Annotated in this window: 18 protein-coding genes and 1 pseudogene; 12 read left to right on the top strand and 7 right to left on the bottom strand. The window is 72.1% G+C overall.

The window, feature by feature from the left end:
• Window positions 1–20: 20 nt before the first annotated feature.
• Window positions 21–1019 carry an inorganic phosphate transporter gene (locus ACIRQY_RS32650; RefSeq protein ID WP_351793920.1) on the bottom strand — a complete coding sequence of 333 codons (999 nt, stop codon included), beginning with the start codon at window positions 1017–1019 and terminating at the stop codon, window positions 21–23.
• Window positions 1020–1024: 5 nt separating this feature from the next.
• Entirely contained in the window at window positions 1025–1645 is a 621-nt protein-coding gene (locus tag ACIRQY_RS32655) for a DUF47 domain-containing protein (protein WP_033203812.1), read from the bottom strand.
• A gap of 193 nt (window positions 1646–1838) precedes the next feature.
• Here ACIRQY_RS32655 and ACIRQY_RS32660 point away from each other — a divergent pair, with 193 nt between their 5' ends.
• On the top strand, window positions 1839–2195 hold the full coding sequence (locus ACIRQY_RS32660) for a metal-sensitive transcriptional regulator (RefSeq protein ID WP_351793916.1): 357 nt from the start codon (window positions 1839–1841) through the stop codon (window positions 2193–2195).
• 28 nt (window positions 2196–2223) lie between these two features.
• Here ACIRQY_RS32660 and ACIRQY_RS32665 read toward each other — a convergent pair whose 3' ends face one another.
• Both ACIRQY_RS32665 and ACIRQY_RS32670 read right to left on the bottom strand, forming a co-directional pair.
• Complete coding sequence (locus ACIRQY_RS32665; RefSeq protein WP_351793913.1) at window positions 2224–2409, bottom strand: hypothetical protein; 186 nt, start codon at window positions 2407–2409, stop codon at window positions 2224–2226.
• 116 nt (window positions 2410–2525) lie between these two features.
• Window positions 2526–3368 carry a hypothetical protein gene (locus ACIRQY_RS32670; RefSeq protein WP_403931702.1) on the bottom strand — a complete coding sequence of 281 codons (843 nt, stop codon included), beginning with the start codon at window positions 3366–3368 and terminating at the stop codon, window positions 2526–2528.
• A 119-nt stretch (window positions 3369–3487) separates the two neighbouring features.
• Between ACIRQY_RS32670 and ACIRQY_RS32675 the strand changes: the two genes are divergently transcribed.
• On the top strand, window positions 3488–3649 hold the full coding sequence (locus ACIRQY_RS32675; RefSeq protein WP_351793908.1) for a hypothetical protein: 162 nt from the start codon (window positions 3488–3490) through the stop codon (window positions 3647–3649).
• Between the two features lie 173 nt (window positions 3650–3822).
• Here the strand turns inward: ACIRQY_RS32675 and ACIRQY_RS32680 are convergent, their stop codons facing one another.
• Both ACIRQY_RS32680 and ACIRQY_RS32685 read right to left on the bottom strand, forming a co-directional pair.
• Window positions 3823–4545, bottom strand: a complete 723-nt coding sequence (locus tag ACIRQY_RS32680) for a phosphatase PAP2 family protein (protein ID WP_403931704.1) — start codon at window positions 4543–4545, stop codon at window positions 3823–3825.
• A 213-nt stretch (window positions 4546–4758) separates the two neighbouring features.
• On the bottom strand, window positions 4759–5784 hold the full coding sequence (locus ACIRQY_RS32685) for an NlpC/P60 family protein (protein ID WP_403931729.1): 1026 nt from the start codon (window positions 5782–5784) through the stop codon (window positions 4759–4761).
• Window positions 5785–6147: 363 nt separating this feature from the next.
• On the opposite strand from ACIRQY_RS32685, the gene ACIRQY_RS32690 reads away from it, so the two are divergent.
• The 6 genes from ACIRQY_RS32690 to ACIRQY_RS32715 all read left to right on the top strand — a co-directional run bounded on the left by ACIRQY_RS32690 (window position 6148) and on the right by ACIRQY_RS32715 (window position 13342).
• Window positions 6148–6456: a hypothetical protein gene (locus ACIRQY_RS32690; RefSeq protein ID WP_030221046.1), complete on the top strand. Its 309-nt coding sequence runs from the start codon at window positions 6148–6150 to the stop codon at window positions 6454–6456.
• A 98-nt stretch (window positions 6457–6554) separates the two neighbouring features.
• Window positions 6555–7391 carry a hypothetical protein gene (locus ACIRQY_RS32695; RefSeq protein ID WP_351793899.1) on the top strand — a complete coding sequence of 279 codons (837 nt, stop codon included), beginning with the start codon at window positions 6555–6557 and terminating at the stop codon, window positions 7389–7391.
• Complete coding sequence (locus tag ACIRQY_RS32700) at window positions 7381–8679, top strand: hypothetical protein (protein ID WP_403931708.1); 1299 nt, start codon at window positions 7381–7383, stop codon at window positions 8677–8679. Before ACIRQY_RS32695 ends, ACIRQY_RS32700 begins: the two co-directional genes overlap by 11 nt.
• A complete protein-coding gene (locus tag ACIRQY_RS32705; protein WP_351793893.1) occupies window positions 8676–10229 on the top strand; it encodes an SCO6880 family protein in 1554 nt (517 codons plus the stop codon). Before ACIRQY_RS32700 ends, ACIRQY_RS32705 begins: the two co-directional genes overlap by 4 nt.
• Window positions 10230–10249: 20 nt before the next feature.
• A complete protein-coding gene (locus ACIRQY_RS32710) occupies window positions 10250–11644 on the top strand; it encodes an ATP-binding protein (protein WP_351793890.1) in 1395 nt (464 codons plus the stop codon).
• Entirely contained in the window at window positions 11645–13342 is a 1698-nt protein-coding gene (locus ACIRQY_RS32715; RefSeq protein ID WP_403931711.1) for a type VI secretion protein, read from the top strand.
• 107 nt (window positions 13343–13449) lie between these two features.
• Here the strand turns inward: ACIRQY_RS32715 and ACIRQY_RS32720 are convergent, their stop codons facing one another.
• Window positions 13450–14013: a GNAT family N-acetyltransferase gene (locus ACIRQY_RS32720; RefSeq protein ID WP_403931714.1), complete on the bottom strand. Its 564-nt coding sequence runs from the start codon at window positions 14011–14013 to the stop codon at window positions 13450–13452.
• Window positions 14014–14356: 343 nt separating this feature from the next.
• On the opposite strand from ACIRQY_RS32720, the gene ACIRQY_RS32725 reads away from it, so the two are divergent.
• From ACIRQY_RS32725 to ACIRQY_RS32740, 4 genes and pseudogenes are all read left to right on the top strand, one after another.
• On the top strand, window positions 14357–15259 hold the full coding sequence (locus tag ACIRQY_RS32725; protein WP_403931716.1) for an ABC transporter ATP-binding protein: 903 nt from the start codon (window positions 14357–14359) through the stop codon (window positions 15257–15259).
• Window positions 15256–16051 (top strand): annotated as a pseudogene (locus tag ACIRQY_RS32730) (ABC transporter permease). Before ACIRQY_RS32725 ends, ACIRQY_RS32730 begins: the two are co-directional and overlap by 4 nt.
• Window positions 16052–16064: 13 nt before the next feature.
• A complete protein-coding gene (locus tag ACIRQY_RS32735) occupies window positions 16065–17306 on the top strand; it encodes a sensor histidine kinase (protein WP_403931719.1) in 1242 nt (413 codons plus the stop codon).
• Window positions 17303–17974 carry a response regulator transcription factor gene (locus ACIRQY_RS32740; protein ID WP_351793872.1) on the top strand — a complete coding sequence of 224 codons (672 nt, stop codon included), beginning with the start codon at window positions 17303–17305 and terminating at the stop codon, window positions 17972–17974. The genes ACIRQY_RS32735 and ACIRQY_RS32740 overlap by 4 nt, the downstream gene beginning before the upstream one ends.
• Window positions 17975–18155 lie beyond the last annotated feature (181 nt).

An 18155-nucleotide genomic window follows, 5' to 3' on the forward strand; every position in this document is an offset into this window, starting at 1 on the left:
CGGACCCCCGGCACCGGCTCTCAGCCGAAGAACAACTGCACCACGTAGAAGCTCCCCGCCGCCACCAGAGCCGCCGCGGGCATCGTGATGAACCAGCCGAGGATGATGTTCTTGGCGACGCCCCAGCGCACGGCGTTCACGCGCTTGGTGGCGCCCACGCCCATGATCGCGGAGGTGATGACGTGGGTCGTCGAGATCGGGGCGTGGAACAGGAACGCCGAGCCGAACATGATCGAGGCGCCCGTGGTCTCCGCCGCGAAACCCTGCGGCGGGTCCAGCTCGATGATCTTCCGGCCGAGCGTCCGCATGATGCGCCAGCCGCCCGCGTACGTACCCAGCGACAGCATCACGGCACAGGCGATCTTCACCCAGACCGGGATGTCGTCACCGGACGACTGCACATCGGCGATGACCAGGGCCATCACCACGATGCCCATCGTCTTCTGGGCGTCCTGCAGACCGTGGCCGAGCGCCATGCCCGCCGCCGACACCGTCTGCGCGATCCGGAAACCGCGCTTCGCCTTGTGCGGGTTGGCGTTGCGGAACATCCACATGATCGCGCACATCACCAGGTAACCGGCCACGAGACCGACGACCGGCGAGATGAACATCGGGATGACGACCTTGTCGAGCACCCCGCCCCAGATGACCTCCGTGCCACCGGCGAGCGCCGCGCCCACCATGCCGCCGAAGAGCGCGTGCGAGGAGGAGGACGGCAGACCGAAGTACCAGGTGACCAGGTTCCAGATGATCGCGCCGACCAGCGCGGCGAAGAGGATGCCCATCCCCTTGTCGCCGTGCGGGGTCTCGATCAGGCCCTCACTGACCGTCTTGGCGACCCCGCTGCCCATGAAGGCACCGGCGAGGTTCATCACGGCCGCCATCGCGAGGGCCGCCCGCGGGGTCAGCGCCCGCGTCGACACCGAGGTCGCGATGGCGTTCGCGGAGTCGTGGAAGCCGTTCGTATACGTGAAACCGAGCGCGACACCGATGGTCACGATCAGAGCGAAGGTGTCCACGAAGCTCAGGACTCCTTGACCGCGATGGTCTCCACCGTGTTGGCCACGTGCTCGAAGGCGTCGGCCGCCTCTTCCAGGACGTCCACGACCTGCTTCAGCTTCAGCACCTCGATGGCGTCGTACTTGCCGTTGAAGAGCTGGGCGAGCAGCTTGCGGTGGATCTGGTCCGCCTGGTTCTCCAGCCGGTTGACCTCGATCCAGTACTCGGTGAGGTTGGCCATCGTCCGCAGGTTCGGCATCGCCTCCGCGGTCAGCTCCGCCGCCCGCGCCAGCACCTCGATCTGCTGCTCGACACCCTTGGGGAGCTCTTCGATGTTGTAGAGGACGACCAGGTCGACGGCCTCTTCCATGAAGTCCATGATGTCGTCGAGGGAGGACGCGAGGGAGTAGATGTCCTCACGGTCGAACGGCGTGATGAACGAGGAGTTCAGCTGGTGGAAGATGGCGTGGGTCGCGTCGTCGCCGGCGTGCTCCGCTGCCCGCATCCGCTCCGCGATCTCGGCCCGGGCGGAAGGCTCCGCCCCGAGCAGTTCCATCAGGAGTTTCGAGCCAGTGACGATGTTGTCCGCGGACGCGGCGAACATGTCGTAGAAACTCGTCTCCCTGGGGGTCAGACGAAATCGCACGTGAGGTCCTCAGGTGTGCTGGGTTTCGGTCAGGCTGATGCTAGGCGCATCATCCGGCCACGGCTAACCGGCGTCTCTCAGTGTCGCCCATCAGGCACAGTGAACTGCACGGGCCCCCGCCCGGATCGGCGGGGATCGGTACCATATACCCACGAGGGGTATACACCCCCTTATTGGACAACGGGAGGACGCGATGACGACCACCGAGGCGGACCAGGTGACCCCCGAGGCCGTCGGGGCCGTCGAGCCGGCCGACCACGCGCACGGCGTGCACGGCTACCACAATCAGAAGGACGAGCACCTCAAGCGGCTCCGCCGCATCGAGGGGCAGATCCGCGGCCTCCAGCGGATGGTCGACGAGGACGTCTACTGCATCGACATACTCACGCAGGTCTCCGCCTCCACGAAGGCCCTCCAGTCCTTCGCCCTCCAGCTCCTCCAGGAACACCTGAGGCACTGCGTCGCGGACGCGGCCACCAAGGGCGGCGAAGGCATCGACGCCAAGGTCGAGGAGGCCACCAAGGCCATCGCCCGGATGCTGCGCACCTGAGCCGCGCGCGGCGGGGGCGGGGCCGCCCTCAGCGGTCCTCCCCCGCCCGTTCCGCCGCCACCCGGAGGATCTCGTCGATCCGGGCGGCACTGAGCCGTTCCCCGTCCGCCGCGGAGGCCGCGATGATCAGCTCGCCGCACAGCTCGATCTCGGCGAGGGCGACGCAGTCCGGGTCTGCGGGCACGGTTGCTGTACCGGGCGGGGCCACGCGCATCCACCTCTTCCTGCCGGCGTCGTCTCCCTGCGGTCTCCCAGCGTAGGGACGGGCCCACGCACCGCGCATGACACGTCCGGACCATTTGCCGATGGCCCCGGCGGCGACCGTGAGGGTCAGGACTCGATCTTCCCGTCGTAGAGGTCCCGGCGGTCCGGCAGCGTCACCTCGACGGGGACCCCGAAGCCGTACAGCAGGGTGGTCGAGGCGACCGCGACCGTACGTCCCTGATTGCTGAAGCTGAACCGGTGCCGGACCTTCCGCAGCAGCCCCTCCGCGTCGAGGTACGCGTCGAAGGGCACGGTGTCCACGGTGAACCCCTTCGCCGCCGCGGCGAGCGCGCCCCGCAGGTACGGGGAGGCGAGCGCGGCGGCGCGGCCGATGTCCGCGACCCCCCGGTAGTGGCTGACCCTCACCCCCGCCAGCTCGACCTCGCCGAGGTACGCGACCTCCCGGACTCCCCGCAGCAGCTCGGCGGCGGCGGCCGGGTCGGTGGCCCCGCCGGTGACCAGGTTCCCGTCGTCGAGGGCGGTGGTGTCGACCCGGACCCACTTGTCGGCGGGCACCCCGGCCCCCCGGTTCTTCATGTAGAGGGCGCCGGGGGTGAGCAGCTCGGTGATCGGCCGGTGCTCGTCCGTCCCCGCCGGGTCCTTCGGCAGCACCACCTGGAGCCTGCCGGTGCGGCGCCGGAAGTCGTAGCCGCCCTCGCCCCTGATGGTGACCCGGGTGCCGCCCGAGGCCATCTCCATGGAGGTGCTGGTCTTCGCGGAACCGGCGCGGGCGAGCACCTCGGCCGCGTCCCGCACGGCGCGCGTCGGATCGGCCCTCGGCTTCGGGTCCTCGGGGGCCGCGCACCCGGCGACCGCCCCGGTCCCCACGAGTGAGCCGACCAGCACGGCGGTGACGGCGAGCGCCCCGCCGCCCCGGCCCTGCGGCCGTCCGTCGCTCCGCGTCACCATCGTCCGTCGACCCCCAAGAACCGCGCCGCCGCTCGCCCGTGCCCGGGCCCGCGGGCCCGGGGGCACCCGAACCCCTAACGACGGTCCGGGCGTGCCGTCACGCGCAGTACGGTGGTGGGGTGTACGCGCCCTCCCCCCACACCATCACGACGACGGAGCGCGGTTCGTTCGCGCTGGCCCGGTGCAGCTGCGGCTGGACGGGCCCGGCGAGGAGGTCCCGCGACCGCGCCCGCACCGACGCGACGGACCACCTGCGCACGACCGGGGGAGAAGCCGCCTAGGGCGTGCTTCAAAAGTGGCGTCGTCTGCCCGGAGGGCAGGCCTGGCGGCGTCTGGTGCGTGCGATCGCAAGGCGGAGGGTCGCCCCGATACTGGATGTATCGGGGTGATCCCGACAACGCGGCGAGCGTGCGTGCCAGGCGTCGCCAGGCAGGCGGGACTTTCGAAGCACGCCCTAAGCCGCGAGGTCGTTGTGCCCCGGGCCGACGCCCGTGCCGCCCAGGCGCGGTTCGGGGATGCCGACGGTCCCGGCGCACCGGAGTCCGGGGGCCCGGCGGGAGCGGACCAGCCGGGCGCAGCGCCGCGAGCGGGCGACGGCGGAGAGCAGCGGGGTCAGCAGCGCGAGGGCGGGCGGGGCGAGGAGCAGCGCGATCGCGGTGCCGAGGGCGAGGCCGCCGATGACGTCGGTCGGGTAGTGGACGCCCAGGTAGACGCGGGTGAAGCCCTCGGCGAGGGCGAGGCCGATGGCGGCGAGGCCGAATCCCCGGTGGGCGACGAAGACTCCGACGGCGAGGGCCATGGCCAGGGTGGCGTGGTCGCTGACGAAGGAGAAGTCCGTCTTGCCCGCGACGAGGACCTCCAGACCCTCGTGGTCCTTGAAGGGGCGGGGGCGTTCGACGAAGTCACGGATGGGGATGTTGACCAGGAGGGCGATCCCGGCGGCCAGCGGGGCCCAGACGAGCCCGGCGGCGGCGGAGACGGAGTCGGCGGGGGTGCCGCGCCGGCGGACGCTCCACCAGCACCACAGCACCACGAGCACCAGCGCGAGCAGGATGCCGTACTCGCCGACGAACGCCATGACCCGGTCGGACCACGGCGGGGCCGCCCTGGTCAGCCCGTTGATGTCGTAGAGCAGCCCGACATCGGGGTTCGAACCGTCCGATGCGCGTACAGCCATCTGCCGCGGACCCCTTGCTCTCGTGTGTGTCGTCCACCCCCGTGGTCAGAGCGGTCGGATCAGGGAACGAGTCGCCTGAGGCGCGCGTTCCGCTCTCTCCGGTGGATCATGAGGACGTTACCGAAGAGTGACGGTCCACCGCAGCTCAGGGCCAGCGCATGACGGAGAGTTCCGGCCATCTCGGGGCGGGATCCGACGCCCCGTCTCCTCCGGTCAGGCTCCCGGGAGATGGGTCGGCAGCGCCGCCGCCCCCTCCTTGGTGACCCGGGTCGCGCCGAAGTAGTCCGGGGTGTCGATCCGGTCGAAGCGGATCACCGCCCCGGTGCGCGGCGCGTCGATCATGTACCCGCCGCCGACGTAGATGCCGACGTGCCGGATGGCCCGGGAATTGGTCAGGTCGTCGGAGAAGAAGACCAGGTCCCCCGGGAGCAGTTCTTCCCGCGAGGGGTGCGGCCCCGCGTTGTACTGGTCGTTGGCCACGCGCGGCAGCCGGATGCCGACGCTGTCGAACGCGGCCTGGGTGAGCCCGGAGCAGTCGAACCGGCCGTTCTGCGCGGCCGTTCCCGTACCGCCCCACAGATAGGGGGTGCCGAGCTTCCGCTGCGCCCACCCGATGGCGTCCGCCGCCTGCCGGGACGGGTCCACCCGGCCCACCGGCCGGGCGAAGCTCTTCTCCAGGGACTGGATGATCCGCACGTAGTTCTGGGTCTCGCTGATCGGCGGGACGCCGCCGTGCCGGATCACCCGGTACGCGCCCGCGTTGTACGCGGCCAGCATGTTGCTCGTCGGGTCGCCGGGAACGTCCTTGACGTACCCCGCGAGTTCGCAGTCGTACGAGGCCGCCGACGGGATCGCGTCCGCCGGGTCCCAGATGTCCCGGTCCCCGTCCCCGTCCCCGTCCAGCCCGTGCCCGGCCCAGGTGCTGGGGATGAACTGGGCGATGCCCCGGGCGTCGGCCGAGGAGACCGCCCTCGGGTTCCAGCCGCTCTCCTGGTACAGCTGGGCGGCGAGCAGGGCCGGGTTGATGGCGGGGCAGAGGTTCCCCCAGCGCTGGACGAGCCCCTGGTAGAGCGCGGGCACCGAACCCTTGGCCAGGGCCACCGGGCCGTTCGCACCGCCCGTGGCGCCCGCGATCCCGGCCGCCGCCGAGTACGTACCGATGACGAGCAGCGCGAGGAAGCCGAGACAGACCCCGACGGCCCCGCCGGCCACCGCCCACGCCTTGCCCGCCCTACGCACCGTCAACCACCCCTCGGCCCATGCCAGTACGCCCCGGGTGCCAGTCTAGGCCGCGAGGCCCTCCCGCGGGCCGTTTGCGCGACCCCCGATCACCCCGGTCCCGGCGCCGCCCCAAGAGTGCAACAACGACAATCATTGCCCGGAGTCACCCCCCGTGATACACAGAGTGACCATACGCTTCTTTGCATGGAAACCGGCCACACCACCGCAGGTCAAGGCGGTCGAGCCGGTCACATGTGCGGGGATCGGGTAAAGAGAGCCGTCAAGCCGTCACACGCGAGCGGTTTCATCAGCGAAGATAGGGCGATGACCCATGCCGTTCGGCAGGGGTGAAACAACTACCCCACACGGGCGGTGAGTTACATGTACCTGGCGGCTGAGAAGGGCGACATCACCACCATCATCGGTGGAATCGCCCCCAACTGGGGCCCTTTCGGGAGCCTGGGCAACGAGGCGAAGATCATGATCGAGGTGGTGATGGCCGTGGCCATCCTGCTCTGCCTCGGCATCGCCATCTGGGGAGCGGCCAAGCAGCGCATCGGCGCGACCGCCCTGCGCGACACGTTCAGCGCGGAACAGGGCAAGGGCCTCATCGTGGCCGGACTGACCGGAGTCTTCATCATCGGCTCCCTGGGAACGCTCTTCACCATCGTGTACGGGATGGCCGTCTGACTCCCCGTCGGACCCGTCCCCCTGAGATTGCGTTCCCTGATGTCCAGTCACGTTGCAGCACTGCCCGTACCGCGAACCAGTGAGGGGGCGTTCCCGGCATGAGTCCCGGTGACGAGCACGACAGCTTCGGCGGCGTGGGCGGCTCGGGCCAGACCCGGACCCGCCTGCCCGAGGGCAACGGCGGCGACTTCCACGGCGGCGCCCGCAGGCCCCCGCGCGGCTCCCGCTCCCTCCTCACGGTCGTCGGCGTGGTGGTCCTCCTCGTGGCCGCCATCGCCTTCGCCAACCGCGGCGGCGGCGAACCGGCCGCCACCGCGGGCCCCGTCTCCGACCGCCCCGGCCGCGCCGCCCCCACCACGGCCACCGGCGTCCGCCCCGTCACCGGCAAGAACGGCCAGATCCCGACCGGCCACACCCAGGACACCCAGGGCGCCCAGAGCGCGGCCACGAACTACGCCGTCGCCCTGGGCTCGGTGGACATGTTCCAGCGGGGCCCCCGCACGGACATCGTCCGCGCCACCCACGACCCCGCCGTCACCGACGCCCTGCTGAAGCGGCTCGACGCCTCCTACACGGCCGACTTCCTCACCAGCATCGGACTCGACGCGAACGGCCTCGCGCCCAGCGGCCTGACCTTCGTCTCCCGCACCGTCCCGGTCGGCTCCAAGGTCCGCGACCACACCGCCACCACCGCGACGGTCGACGTCTGGTGCACCGGCCTCGTCGGCCTCGCGGGCACCGGCTCCACCAAGCCCGTCACCTCCACCTGGTTCACGCTCACACAGAAGCTCACCTGGGTCGACGGCGACTGGCGCATCAGCTCGTCCAGCCAGACCGAGGGCCCCACCCCGGTCAACGGGGACAACCGGGCGTCCGTCGCCGACGAGATCGCCGAGGCCGTCGAGGAATACGGAGGCTTCACCTATGCCCGCTAGCCGCAGCCTCGCGGGCCGTACGACGGCCACGCTGACCGCCGCGTTCCTCGCCGTCCCCCTCATCCTCTCCTCGTACGCCCAGGCGGCCCCCACCCCGACCCCCTCGGGCCCCACCCCCAGCCCCACCGACAGCCGCTGCGCCCTCATCGTGGGCCAGGCCAGGGAACTGTGCGAGCGCGGCCAGTCCGGCGGCGCCACACCCCCCACCGAACCCACGGCGGCCCTCGACCCGCTGTCCTCGCTCGCGCGCGGCTGCGCCGACGCCGCCGTCGCCACCATCGACTACCTCTCCAAAGCCGTGAAGGAGACCGCCGACGTCGACTTCACCAACATGCAGTTCCTCGGCCGCTACGCCATCGTCTTCGCCGCCGCCACCTTCCTCACCCTCCTCCTCTGGCTGCTCGCCGTCGCCAAGCGCGCCATCCGCGGCGTGCCCCTGGCCACCGCGCTCTCCGAGGCCATCGGGTTCCTCTGGCTGACGGTCCTGGCCTCCGCGTTCACCCCGCTGATCCTCTACACCGTGGTCAACGCCACCGACGCCGTCACCGAGGTCATCGCCTCCGGCACCGGCCAGCAGACCGACATCTTCTTCGGCAGCTTCAAGGAGGCCCTCCAGAAGGGCGACAGCATCGGTGGCGGCCCCATCATGCTGATCATCGTCTCCCTGGTGACCGTCCTCGCCGCGGGCGTCCTGTACCTGGAACTGTTCCTCCGAGCCGTCCTGCTGTACGTCGGCGCCCTCCTCGGCGTCGTCGTCTACTCCGGGCTCGTCGACAAGAACATGTGGGGCCACGTCCGCCGCTGGGCGGGCATCATGATCGCCGTCATCCTGGTGAAGCCGATCATCGTGATCGTCCTCGGCCTGGCCGGCGCGCTCTCCTCCGGCACCGGACCCGACTCCTTCTCCGCCGTCGTCTCCGGCCTCGCGATCATCCTCCTCGCGATCTTCGCCTCCGCGATGATCTACCGCTTCGTCCCCGGCTTCGGCGACGAGATCGCCGCCTCCCGCAACAACCGCCTGCACCGCGCGGGCGAGAACAGCGCGGCGGCCGTCATCTCATCCCCCGCCTCCCTCGTCTCCCAGGGCATCAAGACCCACAGCTCCCGCGGCGACGGCGGCGGCCAGGGCGGCCAGCCCGCCCGCGCGGCCAACCCCATGTCCGGCGGCATGGCCGCCCACAGCAGCCGCGGCGGCGCGGCGACACCCCCGCCCCCGCCCCGTAGCGGCAGCCCCACCGCGGGCACCCCGCACAGCAACCGCAAGAACTCTGGAGGTGCAGGGCGTTGACGACCCAGTCCCCACCGGTCACGCCCCGCCGTACGTATCTCGTGGGCCGCGCCCGGCCGAACGCGATCGTCGGCAAGAACCGCGAGACCGGCGAGATCGCCCTGATCATCGTCGGCGCCTTCCTCGGCATGATGAGCGGACTCCTCGTCCCCGTCCTCCCCCTGCGGATCGCCCTCCTCGCCGGTCTGCCCATGATCGCCATCGCCGCCGTGTACCTCCCGTACAAGCACCGCACGTTCTACAAGTGGTTCGAGATCAACCGCAGCTACAAGCGGATGCTGAAGCGCGGCACCGCCTACCGTTCCGTCACCGTCGAGGCGGGCACCCGGCTCGACGGCCGCGAGGTCGAGGTCGGCCCGCCGCCCGGCATCGGCGGCATCGGCTGGCTCGCCGCCCCCTTCGGCCCCGACGAGATCGCCGTTCTCCTGCACGCCGACCGGCGCACCGTCACCGCCGCCATCGAGATCGAGGGCCCCGGCGTCGGCCTCCGCGACAGCGAGGACCAGGAAGCCCTCGTCGACCGCTTCGGCACCCTCCTCAAGCACGTCGCCAACGGCGACGGCTTCGTGACCCGCATCCAGATGCTGGCCCGCACCCTGCCCGCCGACCCCGACGCGCACGCGAAGGACGTCGGCCAGCGCGGCGACCCGCACGCCCCCGCCTGGCTCCAGGAGTCCTACGACCAGCTCCAGTCGATGGTCTCCACCTCCAGCGAGCAGCACCGCGCCTACCTCGTCGCCTGTATGCACTACACCCGGGAACTCGCCGCCGAGGGCAACGCCATGGCCCGCGCCGCCCGGCACGCCTCCGGCGCCCGCAGGCTCGACCGGGACGCCGGACTCGCCGTCGTCATGGCCCGCGAACTCACCGACATCTGCGCCCGCCTCGCCGAGGCCGACATCCGCGTCCGCCAGCCCCTCGGCCAGTCCCGCCTCGCCTCCCTCGTGCACTCCATGTACGACCCCGACCACCCCATCGACCACATCCAGGCCATGACCAAGCGCAACGCCTGGCCCGCCGAGCTGGACGCGATGGAACCGACGTACCTCCAGGCCAAGACCCGCGAGTCCTCCACCCGCGCCCCCTGGTGCCACGCCACCGCCTGGGTGAAGGAGTGGCCGATGACCCCCGTCGGCGTCAACTTCCTCGCCCCGCTGCTCGTCCACACCCCGGACGTGATCCGCACGGTCGCCGTCACCATGGACCTGGAGCCCACCGAGGTCGCCATCGAGCGGATGCTCACCGAGAAGACCAACGACGAGGCCGACGCGAGCCGCGCCGCCAAGATGAACCGCACGGTCGACCCGCGCGACATCGCGGCCCACGGCAGGCTCGACCAGCGGGGCGAGGACCTCGCCAGTGGCGCCGCCGGAGTGAACCTCGTCGGGTACATCACGGTGTCGTCGCGCTCCCCCGAAGCCCTGGCACGCGACAAGCGCACGATCAGAGCCTCCGCCGGCAAGTCCTATCTGAAGCTGGAGTGGTGCGACCGCGAGCACCACCGGGCCTTTGTGAACACCTTGCCGTTCGCGACCGGCATCCGCCGCTAGGGCCGAAGGGGCACAGACCGATGCGAGATCCGCTGTCCGTCCTCACCGAAGCCTTCACCTCCTTCCTCTTCGGGAAGGTGGAGACCACCCGGCTGCCCGTCCGCACCTCCACCGGACAGGCCCAGGCCGTCTACCTGCCGACCGCCGCGCCCGGCCTCGGCGACTCCGGCGTCATCATCGGCCGCGAGGTCTACAGCGGCAAGGGGTACATCTACGACCCCTTCCAGCTGTACGGGCAGCAGCTCCCGGCCCCGCACTGGCTGGTCCTCGGCGAGTCCGGCAACGGCAAGTCCGCGCTGGAGAAGACGTACGTGCTCCGCCAGCTGCGCTTCCGGGACCGGCAGGTCGTGGTCCTCGACGCACAGGGCGAGGACGGCGTCGGCGAATGGAACCTCATCGCGCAGGAGCTGGGGATAACCCCCATCCGCCTGGACCCGATGGTCGCCAACGACTCCGGCATCCGTCTGAACCCGCTCGACCCGTCGATCACCACGACCGGACAGCTCGCCCTGCTCCGTACGATCATCGAGGTGGCGATGGGACACGGCCTCGACGAGCGCGCGGGCTTCGCGCTCAAGGTCGCCCACGCCCATGTCATCGAGCACACCACCCACCGGCAGCCGATCCTCACCGACATCGTCGAACGGCTCCGCCACCCCGAGGCGCAGTCGGCCGAGGCGATGAACGTCGACATAGACGACGTACGGGCCTGGGGACTGGACGTCGCCCTCGTCCTGGACCGGCTGGTCGACGGCGACCTGCGGGGCATGTTCGACGGCCCGACGACCGTCGGCATCGACCTCGACGCCCCCCTGATCGTCTTCGACCTCTCCCACATCGACCGCAACTCCATCGCGATGCCGATCCTCATGGCGATCGTCGGCGTCTGGCTGGAGCACACCTGGATCCGCCCCGACCGGAAGAAGCGCATCTTCCTCGTCGAGGAGGCCTGGCACATCATCAACAGCCCGTTCGTCGCCCAGCTGTTCCAGCGGCTGCTGAAGTTCGGCCGCCGACTGGGCCTGAGCTTCGTCGCCGTCGTCCACCACCTCTCCGACGTCGTCGACGGAGCGGCGGCCAAGGAGGCGGCGGCGATCCTCAAGATGGCCTCCACCCGGACCATCTACGCCCAGAAGGCCGACGAAGCACGCGGCACGGGACGGGTCCTCGGCCTGCCCCGCTGGGCGGTGGAGATCATCCCCACGCTCACCCCCGGCATCGCGGTCTGGGACGTCAACGGCAATGTGCAGGTGGTCAAACACCTCATCACCGAGCGGGAACGCCCCCTGGTCTACACCGACCGCGCGATGACCGAGTCGTCCGTCACCGACCCGGAGCTGGAGTGGGAGACGGAGCAACGGGCGATCCTCGTCGAGCAGCAGATGAACGGCACCTCGCAGTCGACGGTGGCGTAGATGGAGCAGCCGAGGAAGAGCGGGGGAGGAGTCTCCGACGGGCTGCTGCTCGGCCTGTTCGGACTCCTCCTCTGCCTCACGGTCCTGGTGTGGACGGCGACCGGTCTGGCCGGGCTCCTCTCCCACGGGGCCTGGCCCCGCGGGGTCGGCTTCATGGGCACGCCCTCGGCCCTGCGTTCCCTGGCGACGGCCCCGACGGACCTCGCGGCGGCCTGGCCGGGAACCCCGCAGGACCAGCTGTCGGGGCACGGCCTGTTCTGGGGCCTGCTGATCGGCGAGGCGATGGTCCTCCTCGTCCTCACGGTCTTCGCCCTGGGCACCCTGGCCCGCTGGCGCGCGGTCAGGGCGAACCGGAGGACGGGCGCCCACCAGAGCCCGCCGCCCCACAGGACCCCCGAGCCCGTACGGGACTTCCCGGGGCCGTCCGGGGCCCCGGAGACCCGCTGGGAGAAGCCCGTACGGGAGACCAGGCCCCCGGCACCCGTAGGGGACGCCCGGAGCCCGGCGCCGGACCGCTCCCGGCCCGCGGGGGACACCACGAGGACCCCGGACCCCCTACGGGACACCCGGCGGCCCGCACCCGGCCACCCGGCACCGGAACAGCCCGCGGCACACCGTCCCGGGCCCGGACCCGTACGGCGGCACCCCGAGGAGACCCCGCCCTTCGCGGGGACCGCGACCCCGGCCCCCCGGAGCCCGGCGGCCGGACACGGGCCGTCGGCCGCCCCTCCGGCCCTTCCACCCACCACGGCCCCGGCCGCCGTCCCCCCGGGCTCCTCGCGGACGTTCTACGGGCCTCCGGAAGCCCGCCGCCCCGCCGCCGTCCAGGCGGTCCTGGACGCGGAGGGCGCCGTCCTGGTCGTCACCTCCGACCCCGCCGTCTGGTCCGCCACCAAGGACGCCCGAGGCAAGCTCGGCCCGGTCCTCGTCCACGACCCCGAACACCTCTGCGACACTCCGGCGCGGCTGCGCTGGTCGCCGTCCGAGCACTGCGAGGACCCGGCCACCGCCCATCTGCGGGCGACCGCCCTGCTGGCCCCGGTCCGCCCGCACGCGCGGCTCGACGCGGCCACCGCGGAGACCGCCGAGACCCTCCTGCGCTGCTGGCTGCACGCGGCGGCCGTCGACGGACGCCCGTTCCGCCAGGTCCACCGCTGGGCCCAGGGCGCGGGCGCCCATGAACCGGTCCGCATCCTCCGCAGCCATCCCAAGGCCGCCTCCGGCCACGCGGGGCTCCTCGAATCCGCCCTCACGGCCCACCCGGAAAGCCGCCGCCTGGCACAGGAACTGACGGCCCGTGCGCTCGCCGCGCTGTCCTCGGTGCACATCAGGGACGCCTGCACGTCCAATCGAACGGACTCCCTGTCCCTGGCATCTTTCCTCCCCGAAGGGGGCACCCTCTACGTGGTGGGGGAAGCCATCGAGGATCCCCGCACCCACCCCGGTGCGATGCCGCTCCTCACGGCCCTCGCCGCAAGCGTGGTCGAGCACGGCCGCCGCATGGCCGCACGGTCATCCGACGGTCGGCTCGACCCACCACTGACGCTCGTCCTGGACGACGTCGCCGCCGTGGCGCCGATCCCCCAGCTCCCCGAGCTCCTCGCGGCCGGCCACGACCAGGGCCTCCCGACCCTGGCCCTGCTCCGCTCCCGCGAACAGGCCCGCGCCCGCTGGCCGGAGACCTCCCCCACCCGCTGACGGCCGAACCGCCGCCACCGCCCGCCGAAGCGTCCGCCCGTCTGAAGGGTGTGTTTCAAAAGTCCCGCCTGCCTGCCGGGCAGACGGCACTCCTCTTGAAACACGCCCTAGACCTCCGCCCCCCGCCGCAGCTCGTACTCGTTCTCCATGGCCGTGTCGTGCCCCGGCACGGCCACCCGGTCGCCGGTCGACACGAAGCCGAAGCGACGGTAGAAGGCCGCGGCCCGCGCGTTGTCCTCGTGGACGTACAGCCGTACCCGCTCGACCGGCTCCACGAGCGCCCAGGACCACTCCACGGCCGTCCGGAACAACGCGTCGATCACACCCGTCCCACGGGCCTCGGGCCGCACATAGACCCCCACGAGATGCGTCTGGTCGGCCTTCGCGGGCTCACCGAAACGCAGCTCGTCCGCGCGCCGCTCCACCAGGACCGTCACCGTGCCGACCCACCGCCCGTCCGGAGCCTCGGCCACGAACTGCCGCGTCTTCCCGTCCCCGCTCCCGGACGCCCCCTCGGCCCGGTCCCGCCAGAAGGCGTCCGGCCGCTCGACGGCCGCCTCGTACGTGTCGAGGAACGCCAGGTGCGCGATCGGGTCCCGGAGCGCCGCCAGCCGGATCTCGCGGCCCTGCTCCCACTCGTCGGCACGGATGCCACGTATTGAAAGGTCCATGACTTGATCCTCCGTCGCCCACCCCCCTCTGACAAGGCTTTTTCCCCCGCCTGACACCCCACCCCGTACCGACCCGCCCCCTCCGGGACACCCCTGGAGAACACCCGGCCGACACCCTGCGGGGCGACCCTCCCGACACCCCGCGGGACCCCCGCCCGACACCACCCGGTACGCCCACCAGCCACCCCACGACCACCCGCAGACCACCCGGTCAGCCAGCCGGCCCGGCACCCCACGACCACCCGACGCCCGCCCCCACCTGGTACCCCGGTACCACTCCCGCCCCGGACCGCCCGCCCCCGGTCGGACGCCCGGCACCCGGCCGCTCCCTAGCGTCGGACCCATGATCCGAGCAGAGAACCTCACCAAGCGGTACGGGGACACCACCGTCGTCCGGGACCTCAGTTTCACCGTCCGGCCGGGCACGGTCACCGGCTTCCTCGGCCCCAACGGCGCGGGCAAGTCCACCACCCTCCGCATGATCCTGGGCCTCGACGCCCCCACCTCCGGACGCGCCACCGTCGACGGCCGCCCCTACGCCCGGCACAGCGCCCCGCTCACCCGCGTCGGCGCCCTCCTCGAAGCCCGCTCCGCACACCCCGGCCGCACCGCCCGCCAGCACCTCACGGCCCTCGCCCTCACCCACGGCATCCCCCGCGCGCGCGTGGCACGGGTCCTCGGCCTCAGCGGCCTCACCCGGGTCGCCGACCGCCGCGTCAAGGGCTTCTCCCTCGGCATGGGACAGCGCCTCGGCATCGCCGCAGCCCTCCTCGGCGACCCCGCCACCGTCGTCCTCGACGAACCGGTCAACGGCCTCGACCCCGAGGGCGTCCTCTGGATCCGCACCCTCCTCAGGTCCCTCGCCGCCGAAGGCCGTACCGTCCTCGTCTCCTCCCACCTCATGAGCGAGACGGCCCTCACCGCCGACCACCTGATCATCATCGGCAAGGGCCGTCTCCTCGCCGACACCACCGTCGACGCGCTCGTCCGCGGCTCCGGCACCGCCTCCGTCCGGGTCGTCACCCCCGAGGCCGACCGGCTGCGCACCCTGCTGCCCGGCGCCACGGTCACCACGGAGGCCCCCGACACCCTCGTGGTCACCGGGCCGGACGCCCCGGAGATCGGCCGCACGGCCGCCGCCCACGGACTCGCCCTCCATGAACTCACCCCCAGGGCCCCCTCCCTGGAGCAGGCGTTCATGGCCCTCACCCACGATTCCGTCGAGTACCAGGGAGCCCCCTCATGACGGCGAGCACCACGGACACCCTGAACGCGACGCCCACCACGGACACCACCACCCCCGCCCTCACCCAGGCGCGCGTGATCCGCTCCGAGTGGTACAAACTCTCCACCCTGCGCTCCAGTCGGGCCGCCGTCGGCACCGCCGTCGCGCTCCTGCTGGGCGTCGGCCTCCTCATGGGCGCCACGTACACCTCCGGCGGCGGCGACTCCGACGTCGACACCGTCGTCCTCACCCTGTACGGCTCCCAGCTCGGCGCCGTGGCCCTCGCCGTCCTCGGCATCCTCCTGACCGCGGGCGAGTACGCGACGGGCACGATCCGCGCCACCCTCACCGCCGTCCCCACCCGGCTGCCGGTCCTGTGGGCGAAGGCCGCCGTCTTCACCGGCAGCGTCCTCACCGTCTCGTTCCTGGCGAACCTGCTGACCTTCAGCGCCGCGCAGATCTTCCTCGGCTACCGACGACGGCGTCCTCACCGCCCTCGCGGGCAACGCGACCGGCGTCACCCTCCTCGGTCTGATCGCCCTCGGTCTCGGTGCCGCCCTCCGCTCGGTGCCGGGTGCGATCGGCGCCTTCGTCGGCGGGGTCCTGATCGTCCCCGGCATCCTCGGGGCACTCCCCTACGGGACGACGGCCGTGATCGTCCGGTACTTCCCCGCTCAGGCCGCCGACGCCCTCGGTACGGCCACCCCGGCCCCCGGCACCGCCTCCCCCGGGGCCGCGCTCCTCGCCCTGCTCCTCTGGTCGGCCGCCGCCCTCGCGGTGCCCGCCCTGTTGCTCAAGCACCGGGACGTATGAGGAAGATGACGGCGTGACCACGGACACCGGTACCGGAGCGACGGGCCTCAGCGGGCACGTCCACCGTCTGACCACCCTCGTCAGGGCGGCCGACGCCCGCCACCCCTGGCCCTGGGACGCCCTGCCGACGCTCGTCTGGACGGTGGCGGCGCTCGTGGACGCGTCCGGCGGCTGGCGCACCACCGCCCTCGATCGGACCGTCCCCGTCTGGGCGGTCGTCACCCTGAGCCTGGCCCTGAGCCTCCCCCTGTACGGGCGTCGCCGCCACCCCGTGGCCATGCTCGCCGTGATGTCCTGCGCGGCCCTCGTCAGTGCCGCCTCGGGCGCCTTCCTCCAGTCCTCCTACCTGCAACTGCTGCCGCTCTTCCACCTCGCGCTGGTCCGCCCGCCCCGCGCCCTCCTGTGGGCCCCGGTCCTGCTCCTGCCGCCGCTCCTGACCGGCGCGGTCCTCCACCCCCGGGGCGGCTGGGAGCAGCACGCGGTCCCCGCCCTGTGGGCGTACGCCCTGGTCGCGCTCCTCGGCATCACGGTCCGCTCCCGCCGCGACCACACGGCGGCGCTCGTCGACCGGGCCCGCCGCCTGGAGACCGAACGCGACCAGGAGGTCCGGCTCGCCGCGGCCGCCGAACGCACCCGGATCGCCCGGGAGATGCACGACATCGTCGGCCACCACCTGTCCGTCGTCACCGGTCTCGCGGACGGCGGCCGGTACGCGGCGGCCAGGAACCCCGAGCGGGCCGCCCAGGCCCTCGACGCCATCGGCACGACGAGCCGTGAGGCCCTCGCCGAGCTCCGCCGTCTCCTCGGCGTCCTGCGCGACGACGGCCCGGAGGCCGACCGCGCTCCCCAGCCCACCCTGGCCGACCTGGACGCACTGCTCACCGGCGTACGGAAGGCGGGCCTGCCGGTACGGTTCGACCTCCGCGGCGAACCGGCCGCGCCCCCGCTCACCCCGGGCGCCCAGCTGACGGTCTACCGGATCGTCCAGGAGTCCCTGACCAACGCCCTCAAGCACGCGGGCGAGGGCGCGCGGGCGACCGTCGTCCTGTCCCACACCGCGCACGAGGTGCGGGTGGAGGTCACGGACACCGACGGCACCGCCCCGCCGCCCGCCGGGCCATCGCACCGGGGGCAGGGGCTCACCGGAATGCGGGAGCGCGCCGCGCTCTACGACGGCACACTCGACTCCGGCCCCCTGCCGACCGGCGGCTGGCGGACCGCCCTGCGACTTCCCCGGGAGGACTCCCCCTCGTGACGACCGTTCTCATCGCCGACGACCAGCCGATGCAGCGCTTCGGCTTCCGGATGCTGCTGGAGAGCCAGGACGACATGACGGTCGTCGGGGAGGCGGCGAACGGCACCGAGGCGGTCCGTCTGACCGACCGGCACCGCCCGGACGTCGTCCTCATGGACATCAGGATGCCCGGTCTGGACGGCATCGAGGCCACCCGCCGGATCGTCGCCTCGGGCGACCGCACCCGCGTCCTGATCGTCACGACCTTCGACCTCGACGCGTACGCGTACGACGGCCTCCGTGCCGGCGCCAGCGGCTTCCTGGTGAAGGACGCCCACCCGGAGGAGCTGCTCGCGGGCGTCCGGGCGGTCGCGAGCGGTGACGCGGTCGTCGCCCCGAGCCTGACCCGCCGGCTCCTGGACGCGTACGTCCATCATCTGCCGCAGCCCTCGACGACGGACGACCCGCGCCCGGAGGATCCGCGCCTCTCGGCCCTCACCGAACGGGAACGGGAGATCCTCACCGTCATCGGTCAGGGCTGGACGAACACGGAGATAGCCGAACGTCTCCACCTCGCGGAATCGACGGTGAAGACCCATGTCGGCCGGGTCCTCGCCAAGACGGGAGCGAGGGACCGCATCCAGGCGGTCATCCTGGCGTACGACACCCAGCTGGTCACCCCGGCCTGAAGGGAGTGGCCCGGGGTTCCGTCGTTTCGTCCTGCGCGCCTTTATCCGGTCCCGGCCGGTGAACACAGAAAAGCCCCGCACCTCGTGGTGCGGGGCTTTCCCGATAGTTTAGAACGCGGAAATGCCTCAGCCCCCGGACAGAGTCCAGGGGCTGAGGCTAAAAATTGTTCGGCGGCGTCCT

Source organism: Streptomyces sp. NPDC101490 (assembly GCF_044767145.1).
Classification (GTDB): domain Bacteria; phylum Actinomycetota; class Actinomycetes; order Streptomycetales; family Streptomycetaceae; genus Streptomyces.